The organism is Ulvibacterium sp., from assembly GCF_965248315.1.
In the GTDB taxonomy this organism is placed as follows: Bacteria; Bacteroidota; Bacteroidia; order Flavobacteriales; family Flavobacteriaceae; genus Ulvibacterium.
In genome coordinates this window covers 4,346,906-4,363,156 of the sequence record NZ_CBDFIX010000002.1, presented here as the reverse complement: position 1 = coordinate 4,363,156, position 16,251 = coordinate 4,346,906, and the positions used below count along the sequence as shown (strand labels likewise).

Annotated in this window: 13 protein-coding genes and 5 tRNA genes; all 18 read left to right on the top strand. The window is 42.0% G+C overall.

What is annotated here, in order from left to right:
• Positions 1-10 precede the first annotated feature (10 nt).
• Positions 11-1,174, top strand: a complete 1,164-nt coding sequence (locus ACP2AF_RS20235; RefSeq protein ID WP_425237939.1) for an acyl-CoA dehydrogenase family protein — start codon at positions 11-13, stop codon at positions 1,172-1,174.
• Between the two features lie 69 nt (positions 1,175-1,243).
• Positions 1,244-1,438 (top strand): 30S ribosomal protein S21, encoded by a 195-nt coding sequence (rpsU, locus tag ACP2AF_RS20230; RefSeq protein ID WP_120713244.1) that lies wholly within the window; start codon positions 1,244-1,246, stop codon positions 1,436-1,438.
• Between the two features lie 95 nt (positions 1,439-1,533).
• Positions 1,534-2,424, top strand: a complete 891-nt coding sequence (locus ACP2AF_RS20225; RefSeq protein WP_425237938.1) for a tyrosine-type recombinase/integrase — start codon at positions 1,534-1,536, stop codon at positions 2,422-2,424.
• 150 nt (positions 2,425-2,574) lie between these two features.
• A complete protein-coding gene (gene hpf, locus ACP2AF_RS20220; protein ID WP_425237937.1) occupies positions 2,575-2,877 on the top strand; it encodes a ribosome hibernation-promoting factor, HPF/YfiA family in 303 nt (100 codons plus the stop codon).
• A 101-nt stretch (positions 2,878-2,978) separates the two neighbouring features.
• Positions 2,979-3,052 (top strand) — tRNA-Thr (locus ACP2AF_RS20215).
• Between the two features lie 24 nt (positions 3,053-3,076).
• Positions 3,077-3,161: transfer RNA gene (locus tag ACP2AF_RS20210), tRNA-Tyr, on the top strand.
• Positions 3,162-3,245: 84 nt separating this feature from the next.
• A tRNA-Gly gene (locus ACP2AF_RS20205) sits at positions 3,246-3,318 on the top strand.
• Positions 3,319-3,410: 92 nt separating this feature from the next.
• Positions 3,411-3,482: transfer RNA gene (locus tag ACP2AF_RS20200), tRNA-Thr, on the top strand.
• Between the two features lie 53 nt (positions 3,483-3,535).
• Positions 3,536-4,723 (top strand): elongation factor Tu, encoded by a 1,188-nt coding sequence (gene tuf, locus ACP2AF_RS20195; protein ID WP_120713240.1) that lies wholly within the window; start codon positions 3,536-3,538, stop codon positions 4,721-4,723.
• A 71-nt stretch (positions 4,724-4,794) separates the two neighbouring features.
• Positions 4,795-4,867 (top strand) — tRNA-Trp (locus ACP2AF_RS20190).
• A gap of 92 nt (positions 4,868-4,959) precedes the next feature.
• Entirely contained in the window at positions 4,960-5,148 is a 189-nt protein-coding gene (gene secE, locus ACP2AF_RS20185; protein WP_120713674.1) for a preprotein translocase subunit SecE, read from the top strand.
• Positions 5,149-5,158: 10 nt separating this feature from the next.
• Positions 5,159-5,710: a transcription termination/antitermination protein NusG gene (nusG, locus tag ACP2AF_RS20180; RefSeq protein ID WP_120713239.1), complete on the top strand. Its 552-nt coding sequence runs from the start codon at positions 5,159-5,161 to the stop codon at positions 5,708-5,710.
• A 68-nt stretch (positions 5,711-5,778) separates the two neighbouring features.
• Positions 5,779-6,216 carry a 50S ribosomal protein L11 gene (rplK, locus tag ACP2AF_RS20175; protein ID WP_425237936.1) on the top strand — a complete coding sequence of 146 codons (438 nt, stop codon included), beginning with the start codon at positions 5,779-5,781 and terminating at the stop codon, positions 6,214-6,216.
• Positions 6,217-6,235: 19 nt separating this feature from the next.
• Positions 6,236-6,925, top strand: coding sequence for a 50S ribosomal protein L1 (rplA, locus tag ACP2AF_RS20170; protein ID WP_425237935.1), 690 nt, complete (start codon positions 6,236-6,238; stop codon positions 6,923-6,925).
• Between the two features lie 27 nt (positions 6,926-6,952).
• Positions 6,953-7,471, top strand: coding sequence for a 50S ribosomal protein L10 (rplJ, locus tag ACP2AF_RS20165; RefSeq protein WP_425237934.1), 519 nt, complete (start codon positions 6,953-6,955; stop codon positions 7,469-7,471).
• Positions 7,472-7,499: 28 nt separating this feature from the next.
• Positions 7,500-7,904, top strand: coding sequence for a 50S ribosomal protein L7/L12 (gene rplL / locus ACP2AF_RS20160; protein WP_345741630.1), 405 nt, complete (start codon positions 7,500-7,502; stop codon positions 7,902-7,904).
• A gap of 141 nt (positions 7,905-8,045) precedes the next feature.
• Complete coding sequence (gene rpoB / locus ACP2AF_RS20155) at positions 8,046-11,855, top strand: DNA-directed RNA polymerase subunit beta (RefSeq protein ID WP_282163039.1); 3,810 nt, start codon at positions 8,046-8,048, stop codon at positions 11,853-11,855.
• A gap of 56 nt (positions 11,856-11,911) precedes the next feature.
• Positions 11,912-16,210, top strand: coding sequence for a DNA-directed RNA polymerase subunit beta' (gene rpoC, locus ACP2AF_RS20150; RefSeq protein ID WP_425237933.1), 4,299 nt, complete (start codon positions 11,912-11,914; stop codon positions 16,208-16,210).
• Positions 16,211-16,251: the final 41 nt, after the last annotated feature.

Sequence of the window (16,251 nt, the reverse complement as noted above, 5' to 3'; positions counted from 1 at the left end):
AATTGCTAGAATGATTACGGATACAATGTCTACCTTAGGTTTTGATTTTTCGGAAACCCAGCGAATGGTGGCGGCCTCGGCAAAGGAATTTGCCGAGCAACACATACGTCCCTATGTTATGGATTGGGACGAGTCCCAAACCTTTCCTTTAGAAGTTTTTAAGAAAGCAGGGGAAATGGGTTTCATGGGAGTTTTGGTACCTGAACAATATGGTGGTTCTGGATTGGGCTATCATGAGTATGTAGCGATTATTGAGGAAATTTCCAAAGTGGACCCTTCAATAGGATTATCCGTGGCCGCTCATAATTCGCTATGCACCAACCATATCCTTTCCTTCGGAAATGAGGAACAAAAACAAAGATGGTTACCTAGATTGGCTACTGCAGAGTGGATAGGGGCCTGGGGCCTTACCGAACACAACACAGGCTCTGATGCGGCAGGAATGGCCACTACTGCGGTAAAGGATAAGGATTCTTGGATTTTGAACGGCGCAAAAAATTTTATCACACACGGAATAAGTGGTGATATTGCAGTAGTAGTAGCGAGAACAGGTGAAAAAGGGGATAGCCAAGGAATGACCGCTTTTTTTGTTGAAAAGGGTACACCCGGTTTTTCAAGTGGAAAAAAGGAGAACAAATTGGGGATGCGGGCAAGCGAGACCGCTGAACTAATTTTCGATAATTGCATTATCTCGGATGATAATAGATTGGGAGAAGTAGGAGCAGGGTTTGTCCAGTCCATGAAGATATTGGACGGCGGAAGAATTTCCATTGGTGCCTTATCCTTAGGAATAGCAAAAGGGGCCTACGAGGCCGCTCTGAAATATTCCAAAGAAAGAGTCCAGTTTGGCAAGCCCATAAGCCAATTTCAAGGTATATCTTTCAAATTGGCCGAAATGGTCACTGAAATAGAAGCTTCGGAACTACTGCTTCATAAGGCCGCATTCCTAAAAAATGAGGGTCGGGAAATGACCCAGTGGAGTGCCATGTCCAAGATGTATGCCTCGGAGATGTGCGTTAAGGTAGCCAATGAGGCCCTTCAGATACATGGTGGATATGGCTATACCAAGGACTTTCCTGTAGAAAAGTTTTATAGGGATGCCAAACTTTGTACCATAGGAGAAGGTACTACCGAGATACAGAAAGTGGTCATAGCAAAAAATATTTTGAAATAGTTTTGTTACAACTCAACTATTCCCTTTATATTTGCAATCCTAAACTTTAAAGAAAGGAGGTTGTAGCCAATGTTAATAATACCAGTAAAAGAAGGAGAAAATATAGATAGGGCGCTAAAGCGATTTAAGCGTAAGTTTGATAAGACAGGTACAATGAGGCAGTTGCGTAAGCGACAGCAATTTACAAAGCCATCCGTAGAAAGGAGGCAGCAGATTCAAAAGGCACAATACATACAAGGCCTCAGGGATAAGGAAGATATCTAAACTTTTAACCCTATTGTACAATATAAGAAAATCCCATTTTTTAATGGGATTTTTTGTTTTTGCTACTATCGGTGTTGAATTAGTAACTTTGTTCCATGTCCGTCCAATCTTTCGTTGATTATCTCTATTTGGAAAAGAACTACTCCGATCATACGGTCCTCGCCTATGAAAGGGACATCAAGTCGTTCAATTCATTTTGTATGTCCGAGTATGGACTAAAAGACAGTGACAATGTTGACTATAAAGAGATCAGGGGTTGGATAGTAAGCTTAGTAGATTTGGGTACTTCAAACCGATCTATTAATAGAAAGGTAGCCTCTTTGAAGGCATATTTCAAATTCCTACAAAGAACTGGAAATATCGATACCAACCCTTTGGCCAAACATAAGGCTTTGAAAACTTCTAAAAAAGTTGAGGTTCCCTTTTCCGAGGATGAAATGATAAAAGTGTTGATGCAAATTCCTTTTGATGAGGGGTTTGAAGGAATCCGGGACAAATTAATAATTGAATTATTATATACTTCGGGCATAAGGAGAACGGAACTGATTCATCTGAAAATAGAAGATTTGGACCTGGATGGAAATACGCTTAAAGTTTTAGGCAAAAGGAATAAAGAACGCATTATTCCATTGCTCCCCTCAACAAAGCAGCAGTTTGTTGCCTATTTTCATGAAAGGAATTCACTGAATACCATTATGGACAAGGATTATGTCTTTTTATCGAAAACAGGCAACAAAATATATGAAACCCTTGTTTATAGAATAATAAATAGATATTTTAGTAAGGTGTCCTCTAAGGTAAAAAAGAGTCCACATATCTTAAGGCATACCTTTGCGACCCATTTATTGAACAAAGGTGCGGATTTAAACTCGGTAAAAGAGCTTTTGGGTCATTCAAGTTTGGCATCTACACAAGTATATACTCACAATAGTATTGCTGAACTTAAGCAAGTGCATGCTTCAGCTCATCCAAGAGGAAAGAAATAACATAAATCAATATACAATCTTAAAATAATATGCCTATGAAGTAAGTCATTACAAATCTTGATGTTGGCCGAAATGTTCAATGGCAAACTATACGCGCCAAAACGGATCGGACAGGTTTAAAAATTATAAAAAACAACAAAATTTGAACAGATGAAAGTAAACACGCAATCAGTAAATTTTAATGCCAACGGAGAATTAATGGATTTCATTCAAAACCGAATGAACAAATTGGATACTTTTTACGATAAGGTGATACATTCGGATGTTTATTTAAAAGTGGAGAATACAAGTACTAAGGAGAACAAAATAGCAGAAATAATACTGCATGTGCCAAAGGATAAATTCATGATAAAAAAACAGTGTAAATCCTTTGAGGAAGCAGTAGATTCTGCCTGTAGTTCGCTGGAGAGAAAACTAAAAAAAAGGAAGGAAAAACTGCGGGTTCATGCCTGATTAAAATTTTCCAAAATTTGTTTTGATTAAACAAATAAATATATACATTTGCAGTCCGTTAGAAATAGCGGACTTTTTTATGCGCAAAAAGGGGGTAAAAGGCCGATGTAGCTCAGCTGGCTAGAGCAGCTGATTTGTAATCAGCAGGTCGTGGGTTCGAGTCCCTCCATCGGCTCAAAAGGTCTTAAAACATTGATAGGGGGAGATACTCAAGCGGCCAACGAGGGCAGACTGTAAATCTGCTGACTATGTCTTCGCAGGTTCGAATCCTGCTCTCCCCACCAAATTGGCATAAGAGGCTTATTTTTGATGCTATCGTTGTCCGGAAACGGGAACAACGAGTTGAAATTTTGGATTGAAACAATATTGCGGGAGTAGCTCAGTTGGTAGAGCGTCAGCCTTCCAAGCTGAATGTCGCCGGTTCGAACCCGGTCTCCCGCTCACAGAAAGACTGAGTTAACGTTGGTGGTTTTAGACCCGAAACTTATAACTTTGAACCTGCCCGACGGTCAGGCGGGCCAGAAACCCTATAAGCCGGCGTAGCTCAGGGGTAGAGCGTTTCCTTGGTAAGGAAGAGGTCACGAGTTCAAATCTCGTCGTTGGCTCAATAAAATATTAATTGTACACTAATATATAACTAAGATTAAATTCATTAAAAATGGCAAAGGAAACTTTTGATCGTTCCAAACCGCACTTAAATATAGGTACTATTGGACACGTAGATCACGGTAAAACTACATTGACTGCCGCTATTACAACCGTATTGGCAAACGCAGGACTTTCTGAAATTAGAAGTTTCGATTCTATCGATAACGCTCCTGAGGAGAAAGAAAGGGGTATTACTATCAATACATCCCACGTGGAATATCAAACGGCTAACCGTCACTATGCACATGTGGACTGTCCAGGTCACGCGGATTATGTAAAGAACATGGTTACAGGTGCAGCCCAAATGGATGGAGCCATATTGGTTGTTGCCGCTACTGATGGGCCTATGCCGCAAACTCGTGAGCACATTCTTTTAGGACGTCAGGTAGGTATTCCAAGGATTGTGGTTTTCATGAACAAAGTGGATATGGTAGATGATGACGAACTTATAGAATTGGTTGAGATGGAAGTAAGGGAATTACTTTCTTTCTATGAGTACGATGGTGATAATGGACCTGTAATTGCAGGTTCTGCTTTGGGTGCTTTAAATGGTGAGCAAAAATGGGTAGACACCGTAATGGAATTGATGGAAGCGGTAGATACTTGGATCGAATTGCCAAAAAGGGATGTTGACAAGGATTTCTTGATGCCTGTTGAAGATGTATTTACAATTACAGGTCGTGGTACAGTTGCTACAGGTCGTATAGAGACTGGTATAGCAAATACCGGTGATGCCGTTGAGATTATCGGAATGGGTGCTGAAAAGCTGACTTCTACTATCACAGGTGTTGAAATGTTCCGTAAAATATTGGATAGAGGAGAAGCTGGCGATAATGTAGGTATCCTTTTAAGAGGTATCGAAAAGTCCCAAATTAGTCGTGGTATGGTAATCTGCAAACCAGGTTCCGTTAAACCACATGCCAAGTTTGAGGCCGAAGTCTATATCCTTAAGAAGGAAGAAGGTGGGCGTCATACCCCATTCCATAACAACTATCGTCCACAATTCTATGTAAGAACAACGGATGTTACTGGTAACATTGCCCTTCCTGATGGAGTAGAAATGGTAATGCCTGGCGATAACCTAACAATAACGGTTGAATTGATTCAGACTATCGCTTTGAGCGTAGGTCTTCGTTTCGCCATTCGCGAAGGGGGTAGAACCGTAGGTGCCGGACAGGTAACCAAGATATTGGATTAATTTTTAGATAATTTATAGTGTAGGTAAAGGGTGTTCTGCGTTTAGCGGGACACCTTTCCCTGCAATTATAAACGGGTGTAGCTCAGTTGGTAGAGCACTGGTCTCCAAAACCAGGTGTCGGGAGTTCGAGCCTCTCCTCCCGTGCAGAGTCAAAACAGAAAATTAACGAGGCGAGAAGCCTGCCCTGAGCGAAGTCGAAGGGAGCCTCTCCTTCCGTTCAGGATAAAAGAAGAAGTATGTTGACATATATTAAAGAATCGATTGAAGAGCTAAGGAACAACGTTACCTTGCCTTCTAGGGCGGAGTCTTCTAATTTGATGGTGGTGGTTGCCGTTTTTTCCATTCTTTTTGCTTTGGCCACTTGGGGGGTGGACACCGTCTTTAGTAAATTGATTCAATTGTATTTCAATAATATTCTAAACTAATTTGGTCGCTATGTCGGAAGTGCTGGAAAAAAAGTGGTATGTAGTTAGGGCGGTAAGTGGCCAGGAAAACAAGATCAAAGGCTATATTGAAAGCGAAGTAGAGCGTCATGGATTTTCCGACTATCTGGAAGATGTTCTCGTGCCGACCGAAAAAGTTATCCAAATTCGCAACGGGAAAAAAATAAATAAGGAAAGGGTATATTTTCCGGGCTACATAATGATTAAGGCCAACTTAGGCGGGGAGATGATACATATTATTCGCTCCATCACCAATGTGATAGGGTTTTTGGGGGAGACAAAAGGAGGTGATCCTGTTCCATTGCGAAAGTCCGAGGTAAACAGAATGCTCGGTAAGGTAGATGAGCTAGCTGTAAATACGGATAGTGTGGCCATACCTTTTGTCCATGGGGAAACCGTTAAGGTTATTGATGGTCCTTTTAACGGATTTAATGGAACCGTAGAAAAAATAAACGAAGAAAAGCGTAAACTAGAGGTTATGGTAAAGATTTTCGGAAGAAAAACCCCACTGGAACTCAGTTATATGCAAGTTGAAAAGATATAAAGAAAATTGTTACATATTTCAAAGTTGTGTTGCTTCCAATGAACACGCTTTCAATTTAATTTTAAACAATGGCAAAAGAAGTAGGTAAAGTAGTTAAACTACAAGTTAGGGGAGGTGCTGCGAATCCATCGCCACCGGTTGGACCCGCCTTAGGTGCTGCCGGCGTTAACATCATGGAGTTCTGTAAGCAGTTCAATGCGAGGACGCAGGACAAACCAGGCAAAGTATTGCCCGTTGTTATCACCGTTTACAAGGACAAATCGTTCGATTTTGTCGTAAAAACACCACCAGCGGCAGTTCAATTGATGGAAGCAGCTAAGATTAAAAAAGGATCTGGCGAACCTAACCGAGTAAAATTAGGGAGTGTTACCTGGGACCAAGTTAAGGCTATCGCCGAAGACAAAATGGTAGACCTTAATGCCTTTACCGTGGAGTCCGCAATGAGTATGGTTGCCGGTACAGCACGGTCAATGGGTATGAAAGTATCAGGAAAAAGACCTTTTTGAATCTTAAAAAGAAATTGAAATGGCAAAGTTGACAAAAAAGCAGAAAGAAGCCCACGCCAAAATAGATAAGGATAAACTCTATTCCGTGGAAGAGGCCTCCGCTTTGGTAAAAGAAATAACCAAAACAAAATTTGATGCATCCGTAGATTTGGCGGTCCGATTAGGGGTAGACCCTAGAAAGGCAAATCAAATGGTACGTGGGGTGGTTACCCTACCTCATGGTACCGGTAAGGACGTTAAGGTTTTGGCGTTGGTTACCCCGGATAAGGAAGCAGACGCCAAGGAGGCAGGAGCAGATTATGTGGGATTGAACGAATATTTGGATAAAATCAAAGGTGGTTGGACAGATGTCGATGTAATCATCACCATGCCCAGCGTTATGGGTAAATTAGGCCCTTTAGGACGGGTTTTAGGTCCGAGAGGTTTAATGCCCAACCCAAAAACAGGTACGGTCACTATGGATGTTGGTAAAGCTGTATCTGATGTAAAGGCCGGTAAAATTGACTTCAAGGTAGATAAGACCGGTATTGTTCATGCCGCTATTGGAAAAGCCTCTTTTTCGGCCGATAAAATAGCAGGTAATGCCAAGGAATTATTGGATACCTTGTTAAAGCTAAAGCCCGCTGCGGCCAAAGGAGTCTATATGAAGAGCATTTATATGTCCAGTACTATGAGTCCTAGCGTACAATTAGATCCAAAAACCGTTTAATCCAGCTGGGAGTTAAAATTTAATAGGATGACAAGAGAAGAAAAAGCAAACGTAATACAGGATTTAACTGCTCAGCTATCCGATAATTCTACCATTTACTTGGCGGATATATCAGGATTGAACGCCTCAACAACTTCAGATTTGCGTAGGGCTTGTTTTAAGGCCAATGTAAAGCTGTCGGTTGTTAAGAACACCTTGCTTGCCAAGGCAATGGAGGCGTCCGATAAGGAATTTGGTGAACTTCCGGAAGTTTTAAAGGGGAATACCTCTTTGATGTTTTCCGAGACTGGAAACGGTCCGGCAAAATTGATTAAAAACTTCAGGAAGAAATCAGACCGACCCTTGTTAAAAGGAGCCTTTATTGAAGAGGCTATTTTTATAGGGGACGATAAGTTGGATACCCTTGTGAGCATCAAATCCAAGGAAGAGATTATTGGGGATATCATTGGATTGTTACAGTCACCAGCCAAGAACGTTATTTCTGGCCTTAAGTCAGGTGGAGGTAAGTTGGCAGGTATCCTTAAGACACTTTCCGAAAAAGAGTAAGCACACACTAAACTAAGTATATTTTAAAATTTTATTAAACGATAGAAAAATGGCAGATTTAAAAGATTTCGCAGAACAGTTGGTTAACCTTACCGTAAAAGAGGTAAACGAGTTGGCTGATATATTAAAAGAAGAGTATGGCATAGAGCCTGCAGCGGCAGCCGTAGCTGTAGCCGGAGGTGCCGGTGCTGGAGGTGGAGAAGCCGAAGCCGCTGAGGAAAAAACGGAATTCGATGTAATTTTGAAAGCTCCGGGAGGATCTAAGCTTGCCGTTGTAAAATTGGTCAAGGAATTGACAGGATTAGGATTAAAAGATGCCAAGGATATTGTTGATAGCGCACCTAAAGCCGTTAAGGAAGGTGTTAGCAAAGACGAAGCCGAAGGAATCAAAAAATCATTGGAAGAAGCAGGAGCGGAAGTTGAGCTTAAATAATAGCAGCGACTATAGCACATTGGTTTAGGTCTTTTCCCGCTTTTGCGGGGTTAGACCTAAGCCTTTTTATACATAATGCACATGGCGTATATGAAGGCATATACTACCTATTTATCATTCACGATCAAATACTGTCCATAGATGTTCACACAACAAACTGAAAGAATAAATTTTGCATCCGCTAAGAACACGCCGGAGTATCCGGATTTCTTGGACATCCAGATAAAATCTTTTCAAGATTTTTTTCAACTTGAGACCAAATCGGATGAAAGGGGTAACGAAGGTCTGTATAACACCTTTATGGAAAATTTCCCGATAACGGACACCAGAAACCAGTTCGTTCTGGAATTTTTGGATTACTTCATAGATCCCCCAAGATACTCCATACAAGAGTGTATTGAAAGAGGGCTTACCTATAGCGTACCGTTAAAGGCTAGATTAAAACTATACTGTACCGATCCGGAACACGAGGATTTTGAGACCATTGTACAAGATGTGTATTTAGGGACCATTCCTTATATGACGCCCAGCGGTACTTTCGTGATCAATGGTGCGGAAAGAGTTGTAGTTTCACAGCTTCACCGTTCGCCTGGAGTCTTCTTCGGACAGTCTTTCCATGCCAATGGAACCAAACTGTACTCGGCAAGGGTAATTCCTTTTAAAGGTTCTTGGATCGAATTTGCGACGGACATCAATGGTGTTATGTATGCCTATATCGATAGAAAGAAAAAATTGCCGGTTACTACCCTTTTCAGGGCTATTGGATTTGAGCGTGACAAGGATATCCTGGAGATTTTTGACCTTTCTGAGGAGGTTAAGGTTTCCAAAGCAGGATTGAAGAAAATTCTGGGCCGTAAATTGGCGGCAAGGGTATTGAACACTTGGCATGAGGATTTCGTTGACGAGGATACTGGAGAGGTGGTTTCCATCGAACGGAACGAAATTGTTTTAGATCGGGATACCATTCTTGAGAAAGAACATATAGATGAGATTCTGGATACCGACGTAAAAACGATTTTGCTGCATAAAGAGAACAATGCACAGTCGGATTACGCCATCATCCACAATACGCTGCAAAAGGACCCTACTAACTCCGAAAAGGAAGCCGTAGAGCATATTTACCGTCAATTGCGTAACGCGGAGCCGCCCGATGAGGAAACGGCGCGTGGTATAATTGACAAATTGTTCTTCTCCGACCAACGTTATAACCTAGGAGAGGTTGGTCGTTACCGAATGAACAAAAAGTTGGGTCTTGATATCGGAATGGACAAACAGGTTTTGACCAAGGACGACATTATTACCATTATAAAATATCTGATAGAACTTATCAATTCCAAAGCAGAGATCGATGATATAGACCACTTGTCCAATCGTCGCGTCCGCACCGTGGGAGAACAGTTGTCTTCCCAATTTGGAGTTGGTCTTGCTCGTATGGCGAGGACCATTAGAGAGCGGATGAACGTGCGGGACAATGAAGTGTTTACACCTATTGATTTGATCAATGCAAAAACGTTGTCCTCCGTTATCAATTCATTCTTTGGTACAAACCAGTTGTCCCAATTTATGGATCAAACAAATCCATTGGCGGAGATAACGCATAAAAGAAGATTGTCCGCTTTGGGACCAGGAGGTCTTTCCAGGGAAAGAGCAGGATTTGAGGTACGTGATGTACACTACACTCACTATGGAAGATTGTGCCCTATCGAAACTCCTGAAGGACCCAATATTGGTTTGATATCTTCACTTTCAGTTTTTGCCAAGGTTAATCCAATGGGCTTTTTGGAAACTCCGTACCGCAAGGTTGAAGGCGGTAAGGTAAATACCAAGGAGTACACGTACTTAAGTGCGGAAGAAGAAGAAGGAATGAAAATAGCACAAGCTAACATTCCCATGAAGGAAAATGGAACTATAGATAGCGATAAGGTCATTGCCCGCGAAGAGGGAGATTTCCCAGTGGTAGATCCTTCAGAAGTGAATTACACGGATGTTGCGCCCAATCAAATTGCATCAATTTCAGCATCATTGATTCCGTTTTTGGAGCATGATGATGCCAACCGGGCATTAATGGGATCTAACATGATGCGACAGGCCGTACCCCTTTTGAAACCGCAATCTCCCATTGTTGGTACAGGATTGGAACGTCAAGTGGCTTCGGACTCCAGGGTCTTGATCAATGCTGAAGGGGATGGAGTAATAGAATATGTAGATGCCCAGAAAATAACCATTAAATACAATAGGACGGACGCTGAAAGGTTGGTAAGTTTTGCGGAGGATGAAAAGACCTACGAATTGGTCAAATTTAGAAAGACCAATCAAGGTACCAGCATTAATCTGAAACCTATAGTAAGCAAAGGTGATAAGGTCAAAAAGGGGCAGGTCCTTTGTGAAGGCTATGCCACGGAAAACGGGGAATTGGCCCTAGGGCGAAATTTAACCGTTGCCTTTATGCCCTGGAAGGGATATAACTTTGAAGATGCCATTGTAATTTCAGAAAAAGTGGTACGGGAGGACATATTTACTTCCATCCATGTTGATGAGTATGCCCTGGAAGTACGGGACACCAAGTTGGGTGCTGAGGAATTAACCCATGATATACCCAATGTTTCTGAGGAAGCTACAAAGGACTTGGACGAAAATGGGATGATCCGTATCGGTGCAGAGGTAAAGCCTGGAGATATTCTTATTGGTAAAATCACCCCTAAAGGAGAATCCGATCCAACTCCTGAAGAAAAGTTACTTCGTGCTATTTTTGGGGATAAGGCCGGTGATGTAAAGGATGCGTCGTTGAAGGCCTCACCATCTTTGACCGGGGTGGTCATCGATAAGAAGTTGTTCTCACGTTCTATAAAGGACAAGCGTAAACGTTCGGAAGACAAAGAGGCCATTTCCAATTTAGAAATGGAATATGAAGTGAAATTCCAGCAGCTAAAGGACATTTTGGTGGAGAAACTGTTCTCTTTAATTAGTGGAAAAACATCACAAGGTGTTTTGAACGATTTAGGAGAAGAAGTTCTTCCAAAGGGGAAGAAATACACCATGAAGATGTTGAATGCAGTAGATGACTTTGCGCATTTGGTTGGAGGAAGCTGGACCACGGATAAGGAAACCAATGCTTCTGTTGCGGATTTACTCCATAACTATAAGATTAAGTTGAACGATCTTCAAGGTAATCTTAGAAGGGATAAATTCACGATTTCTGTTGGGGACGAATTACCAGCCGGTATTATGAAGTTGGCCAAGGTATACATCGCCAAAAAGCGAAAGCTTAAAGTTGGGGATAAAATGGCCGGACGTCATGGTAACAAGGGTATCGTTTCGAGAATAGTGCGTCAAGAAGATATGCCTTTCTTGGAGGATGGAACCCCCGTGGACATCGTATTGAATCCACTGGGTGTACCATCACGTATGAATATTGGGCAAATCTATGAAACCGTTCTTGGATGGGCCGGTCTTAAATTGGGCAAAAAATACGCCACTGCTATTTTTGATGGAGCTACATTGGATGAAATCAACGGTTATACCGATGAGGCAGGTATCCCTAGATTTGGCCATACATATCTTTACGATGGAGGTACCGGACAACGATTTGATCAACCGGCTACCGTTGGGGTAATCTATATGTTGAAATTAGGGCATATGGTAGACGACAAGATGCACGCTAGATCAATAGGACCCTATTCCTTGATTACGCAGCAACCTTTGGGCGGTAAAGCTCAATTTGGAGGTCAGCGTTTCGGGGAGATGGAAGTTTGGGCCCTAGAGGCGTATGGTGCTTCAGCCACCTTGCGGGAGATATTAACGGTCAAATCCGATGACGTAATTGGTAGGGCAAAAACCTACGAATCTATCGTAAAAGGCGAGACTATGCCAGAACCTGGTTTACCAGAATCCTTTAACGTATTAATGCACGAGCTGAAAGGTTTGGGTCTAGATATAAGATTAGAGGAATAAACAAATCGATTTAACGATTTAAGAACACACATTTTAATTAAGTATCACCATATATCATGGCTAGAATAAAAGATAATAATCCAATAAAAAGGTTTGACAAGATTTCAATCGGCTTGGCTTCTCCAGAGGCAATTTTATCTGAATCCAGGGGAGAAGTCCTCAAACCTGAAACCATTAACTACAGAACGCACAAACCAGAACGTGACGGGCTATTCTGTGAGCGTATTTTTGGACCTGTAAAAGACTATGAATGTGCCTGCGGTAAGTACAAACGCATCCGCTATCGTGGTATTGTTTGTGACCGTTGTGGTGTGGAAGTTACTGAGAAAAAAGTTCGCCGAGACAGGGTAGGGCATATCAATTTGGTTGTGCCTGTGGCCCATATCTGGTATTTTCGTTCCCTGCCTAATAAGATAGGATATCTGCTAGGACTTCCATCGAAGAAGTTAGATATGATTATCTATTACGAAAGGTACGTAGTAATACAACCTGGTATTGCAAAAGGACCTGAAGGAGAGGAAATCAAAAAAATGGATTTCTTGACCGAGGAAGAATATTTGAATATTGTGGAGGAGCTCCCACAAGAAAATCAGTATTTGGAGGATTCCGATCCCAATAAGTTTATTGCAAAAATGGGAGCGGAGTGCTTAATTGACCTTTTGGCGCGTATAGATTTAAGGGAGCTATCCTTTGAACTTCGCCATAAGGCCAATACCGAAACATCGAAACAACGTAAAACCGAGGCACTAAAAAGGCTTCAGGTCGTTGAGGCATTGAGGGAATCCCAGGATAATAGGGAAAATAAGCCGGAGTGGATGATAATGAAAGTGATTCCGGTAATTCCGCCCGAATTACGTCCATTGGTACCATTGGATGGAGGTCGTTTCGCCACTTCGGATTTGAATGATCTCTATAGAAGGGTAATTATACGAAACAACCGTTTGAAGCGGTTGGTGGAAATCAAGGCCCCTGAGGTGATTTTGAGAAATGAGAAGCGTATGCTTCAGGAAGCCGTTGATTCACTCTTTGATAATACAAGAAAGGCTTCCGCGGTTAAGACGGAATCTAATAGACCATTGAAATCCCTATCGGATTCCCTTAAAGGGAAACAGGGTCGTTTCCGTCAAAACCTTTTGGGAAAACGGGTGGATTACTCCGCACGTTCGGTAATCGTAGTTGGGCCTGAAATGAAATTGTACGAATGTGGTCTTCCTAAGGATATGGCGGCCGAATTGTACAAGCCCTTTGTCATTCGTAAATTGATAGAAAGGGGAATAGTTAAGACCGTTAAATCTGCTAAAAAGATTATCGATAAAAAAGAACCCGTAGTTTGGGATATCCTTGAAAATGTATTGAAAGGACATCCTGTGCTATTGAACAGGGCCCCTACTTTACACCGTTTGGGTATTCAGGCATTTCAACCAAAACTGATTGAGGGTAAGGCAATCCGTCTTCACCCCTTGGTATGTACGGCCTTTAATGCGGATTTTGATGGAGACCAAATGGCCGTTCACTTGCCATTGGGCCCAGAGGCCATATTGGAAGCCCAGCTATTAATGTTGGCTTCACATAATATTCTAAACCCTGCGAATGGTTCACCGATTACCGTGCCTTCCCAGGATATGGTATTAGGTCTATATTATATGACCAAGGAGAGAAAGTCCACACCAGAAGTTCCTGTAAAAGGAGAAGGACTCACTTTTTATTCGGATGAAGAGGTTGAAATCGCTTTTAATGAAGGCATGGTAGACCTTAACGCGGGTATAAAGGTGAGGACCAAGGATTTTAATGAAGAAGGGGAATTGGTCAATCAAATAGTGGAAACTACTGTAGGTAGGGTACTATTTAATATGGAAGTACCTGAGCAGGCCGGATATGTAAATAGTGTTTTGAACAAAAAGGCACTGAGGGACATCATCGGAAAGATTCTTGCCGTAACCGATGTTCCTACAACGGCTGAATTCCTGGACAAGATTAAGACTATGGGATATGAGTTTGCCTTTAAGGGTGGGCTTTCCTTTAGTTTGGGAGATATAATTATCCCACAGGAAAAACATGGAATGATCGACGATGCCAATGGTCAGGTAGATGCCATTATGGCCAACTACAATATGGGGCTTATAACCAATAACGAGCGTTATAACCAAGTAATTGATGTTTGGACATCCACGAATGCCATGCTGACCGAATTGGCCATGAAACGTATCCGTGAGGATCAGCAAGGATTTAATTCGGTATACATGATGCTCGATTCCGGTGCTAGGGGTTCAAAAGAACAGATACGCCAGCTTACCGGAATGCGTGGATTAATGGCAAAACCAAAGAAGTCGACTGCCGGAGGTGGTGAGATTATCGAGAACCCCATCCTTTCTAACTTTAAGGAAGGTCTCTCCATATTGGAGTACTTTATATCCACTCACGGTGCCCGTAAAGGGTTGGCGGATACAGCCTTAAAAACTGCAGATGCCGGATATTTGACAAGGCGTTTGGTAGACGTTTCCCAAGATGTGATTATCAATATCGAGGATTGTGGAACACTTCGTGGCGTTGAAGTAGAAGCTTTGAAAAAGAACGAGGAGGTTGTAGAATCCTTGGGTGAACGTATTTTAGGAAGGGTATCCTTACATGACGTTTATAACCCGCTGACCGAAGAGTTGTTACTGGAAGCCGGTCAGGAAATTATGGAATCCGATATTAAGAAAATTGAAGAATCTCCAGTTGAAAAAGTAGAGGTACGTTCTGCCTTAACTTGTGAGGCTCCCCAAGGAATTTGTGCCAAATGTTACGGAAGAAATCTTTCTACCAATAAAATGGTACAGCGTGGGGAGGCTGTTGGTGTAGTGGCGGCCCAGTCCATTGGTGAACCGGGTACACAGCTTACTTTGCGTACTTTCCACGTGGGAGGTATTGCCGGAAACATATCCGAGGACAATAAATTAATGGCGAAGTTTGATGGTACAGCGGAAATTGAGGATCTAAGGACTGTCAAAGGTCAGGATAGTGATGGCAATGCCGCTGAGATTGTGATTTCTAGGACTTCTGAAATAAAGATAGTAGACGCTAAGACAGGAATAACCTTGAGTAATAATAACATTCCTTATGGTTCTCAACTATTCATAAAAAATGGGGCAAATATCAAAAAAGGAGATGTTGTTTGCCAGTGGGATCCTTATAATGGTGTTATTGTCTCGGAATTTCCGGGAAAGATTGCCTACGAGAATATTGAACAAGGCGTTACCTATCAAGTCGAAATCGATGAACAAACCGGTTTCCAAGAGAAGGTTATTTCCGAATCCAGAAACAAAAAATTGATTCCCACTTTGTTGATCAAGAACGATAAGGATGAGGTTTTACGTTCGTACAACCTACCTGTTGGTTCCCATATTATGGTAGATGATGGGGATAAGATTCAAGAGGGTAAGATTTTGGTTAAGATACCACGTAAGTCGGCCAAAGCCGGGGATATTACCGGTGGACTTCCAAGGGTAACCGAATTGTTTGAAGCAAGAAACCCTTCTAATCCGGCAGTTGTATCCGAGATTGATGGTGTGGTTTCCTTTGGTAAGATTAAAAGAGGTAACCGGGAAATTATCATAGAATCTAAATTGGGTGAGATCAAGAAATACTTGGTCAAGTTGTCCAATCAGATTTTGGTACAGGAAAACGATTATGTCCGTGCAGGCATGCCTTTATCCGATGGGTCTATTACGCCAGAGGATATTCTGGCTATAAAAGGACCTTCTGCGGTACAGCAATACTTGGTAAACGAAGTTCAAGAAGTATACCGCTTACAAGGAGTTAAGATCAACGATAAGCATTTTGAAGTAGTGGTACGGCAGATGATGCGAAAAGTTCGGATCGAAGATCCGGGAGATACTATCTTCTTGGAGAACCAGTTAGTTCACAAGTCAGATTTTATTAAAGAGAACGATGACATTTTCGGTAAAAAAGTGATTGTAGATGCTGGAGAATCTGAAAATCTAAAAGCCGGACAGATAATTACGGCTCGTGAAATGAGGGATGAAAATAGCATTCTAAGGCGAGCTGACAAGACCTTGGTAGAAGCGCGAGATGCAGTTGCTGCCACCGCTACCCCGATTCTCCAAGGAATTACACGTGCATCCTTGCAGACCAAATCTTTCATTTCTGCGGCTTCTTTCCAGGAAACCACAAAAGTGTTGAACGAAGCCGCTGTAAGTGGTAAGGTAGATACTTTGGAAGGATTGAAGGAAAATGTAATTGTTGGACATAAGATTCCGGCAGGAACGGGAATGCGAGATTACGAGAACATCATCGTGGGCTCTAAAGAGGAATACGATGAAATTATGGCACGAAAAGAAGCCTTGAAATTCTAAAACCAAAGACCCCCGATACATTTTTATCGGGGGTTTATTTT

Bases quoted from the DNA above. Each gene is read 5' to 3' on its own strand.
- ACP2AF_RS20235 (WP_425237939.1), top strand. From the start codon at position 11: ATGATTACGGATACAATGTCTACCTTAGGTTTTGATTTTTCGGAAACC.
- rpsU (WP_120713244.1), top strand. From the start codon at position 1,244: ATGTTAATAATACCAGTAAAAGAAGGAGAAAATATAGATAGGGCGCTA.
- ACP2AF_RS20225 (WP_425237938.1), top strand. From the start codon at position 1,534: ATGTCCGTCCAATCTTTCGTTGATTATCTCTATTTGGAAAAGAACTAC.
- hpf (WP_425237937.1), top strand. From the start codon at position 2,575: ATGAAAGTAAACACGCAATCAGTAAATTTTAATGCCAACGGAGAATTA.
- tuf (WP_120713240.1), top strand. From the start codon at position 3,536: ATGGCAAAGGAAACTTTTGATCGTTCCAAACCGCACTTAAATATAGGT.
- secE (WP_120713674.1), top strand. From the start codon at position 4,960: ATGTTGACATATATTAAAGAATCGATTGAAGAGCTAAGGAACAACGTT.
- nusG (WP_120713239.1), top strand. From the start codon at position 5,159: ATGTCGGAAGTGCTGGAAAAAAAGTGGTATGTAGTTAGGGCGGTAAGT.
- rplK (WP_425237936.1), top strand. From the start codon at position 5,779: ATGGCAAAAGAAGTAGGTAAAGTAGTTAAACTACAAGTTAGGGGAGGT.
- rplA (WP_425237935.1), top strand. From the start codon at position 6,236: ATGGCAAAGTTGACAAAAAAGCAGAAAGAAGCCCACGCCAAAATAGAT.
- rplJ (WP_425237934.1), top strand. From the start codon at position 6,953: ATGACAAGAGAAGAAAAAGCAAACGTAATACAGGATTTAACTGCTCAG.
- rpoB (WP_282163039.1), top strand. From the start codon at position 8,046: ATGTTCACACAACAAACTGAAAGAATAAATTTTGCATCCGCTAAGAAC.
- rpoC (WP_425237933.1), top strand. From the start codon at position 11,912: ATGGCTAGAATAAAAGATAATAATCCAATAAAAAGGTTTGACAAGATT.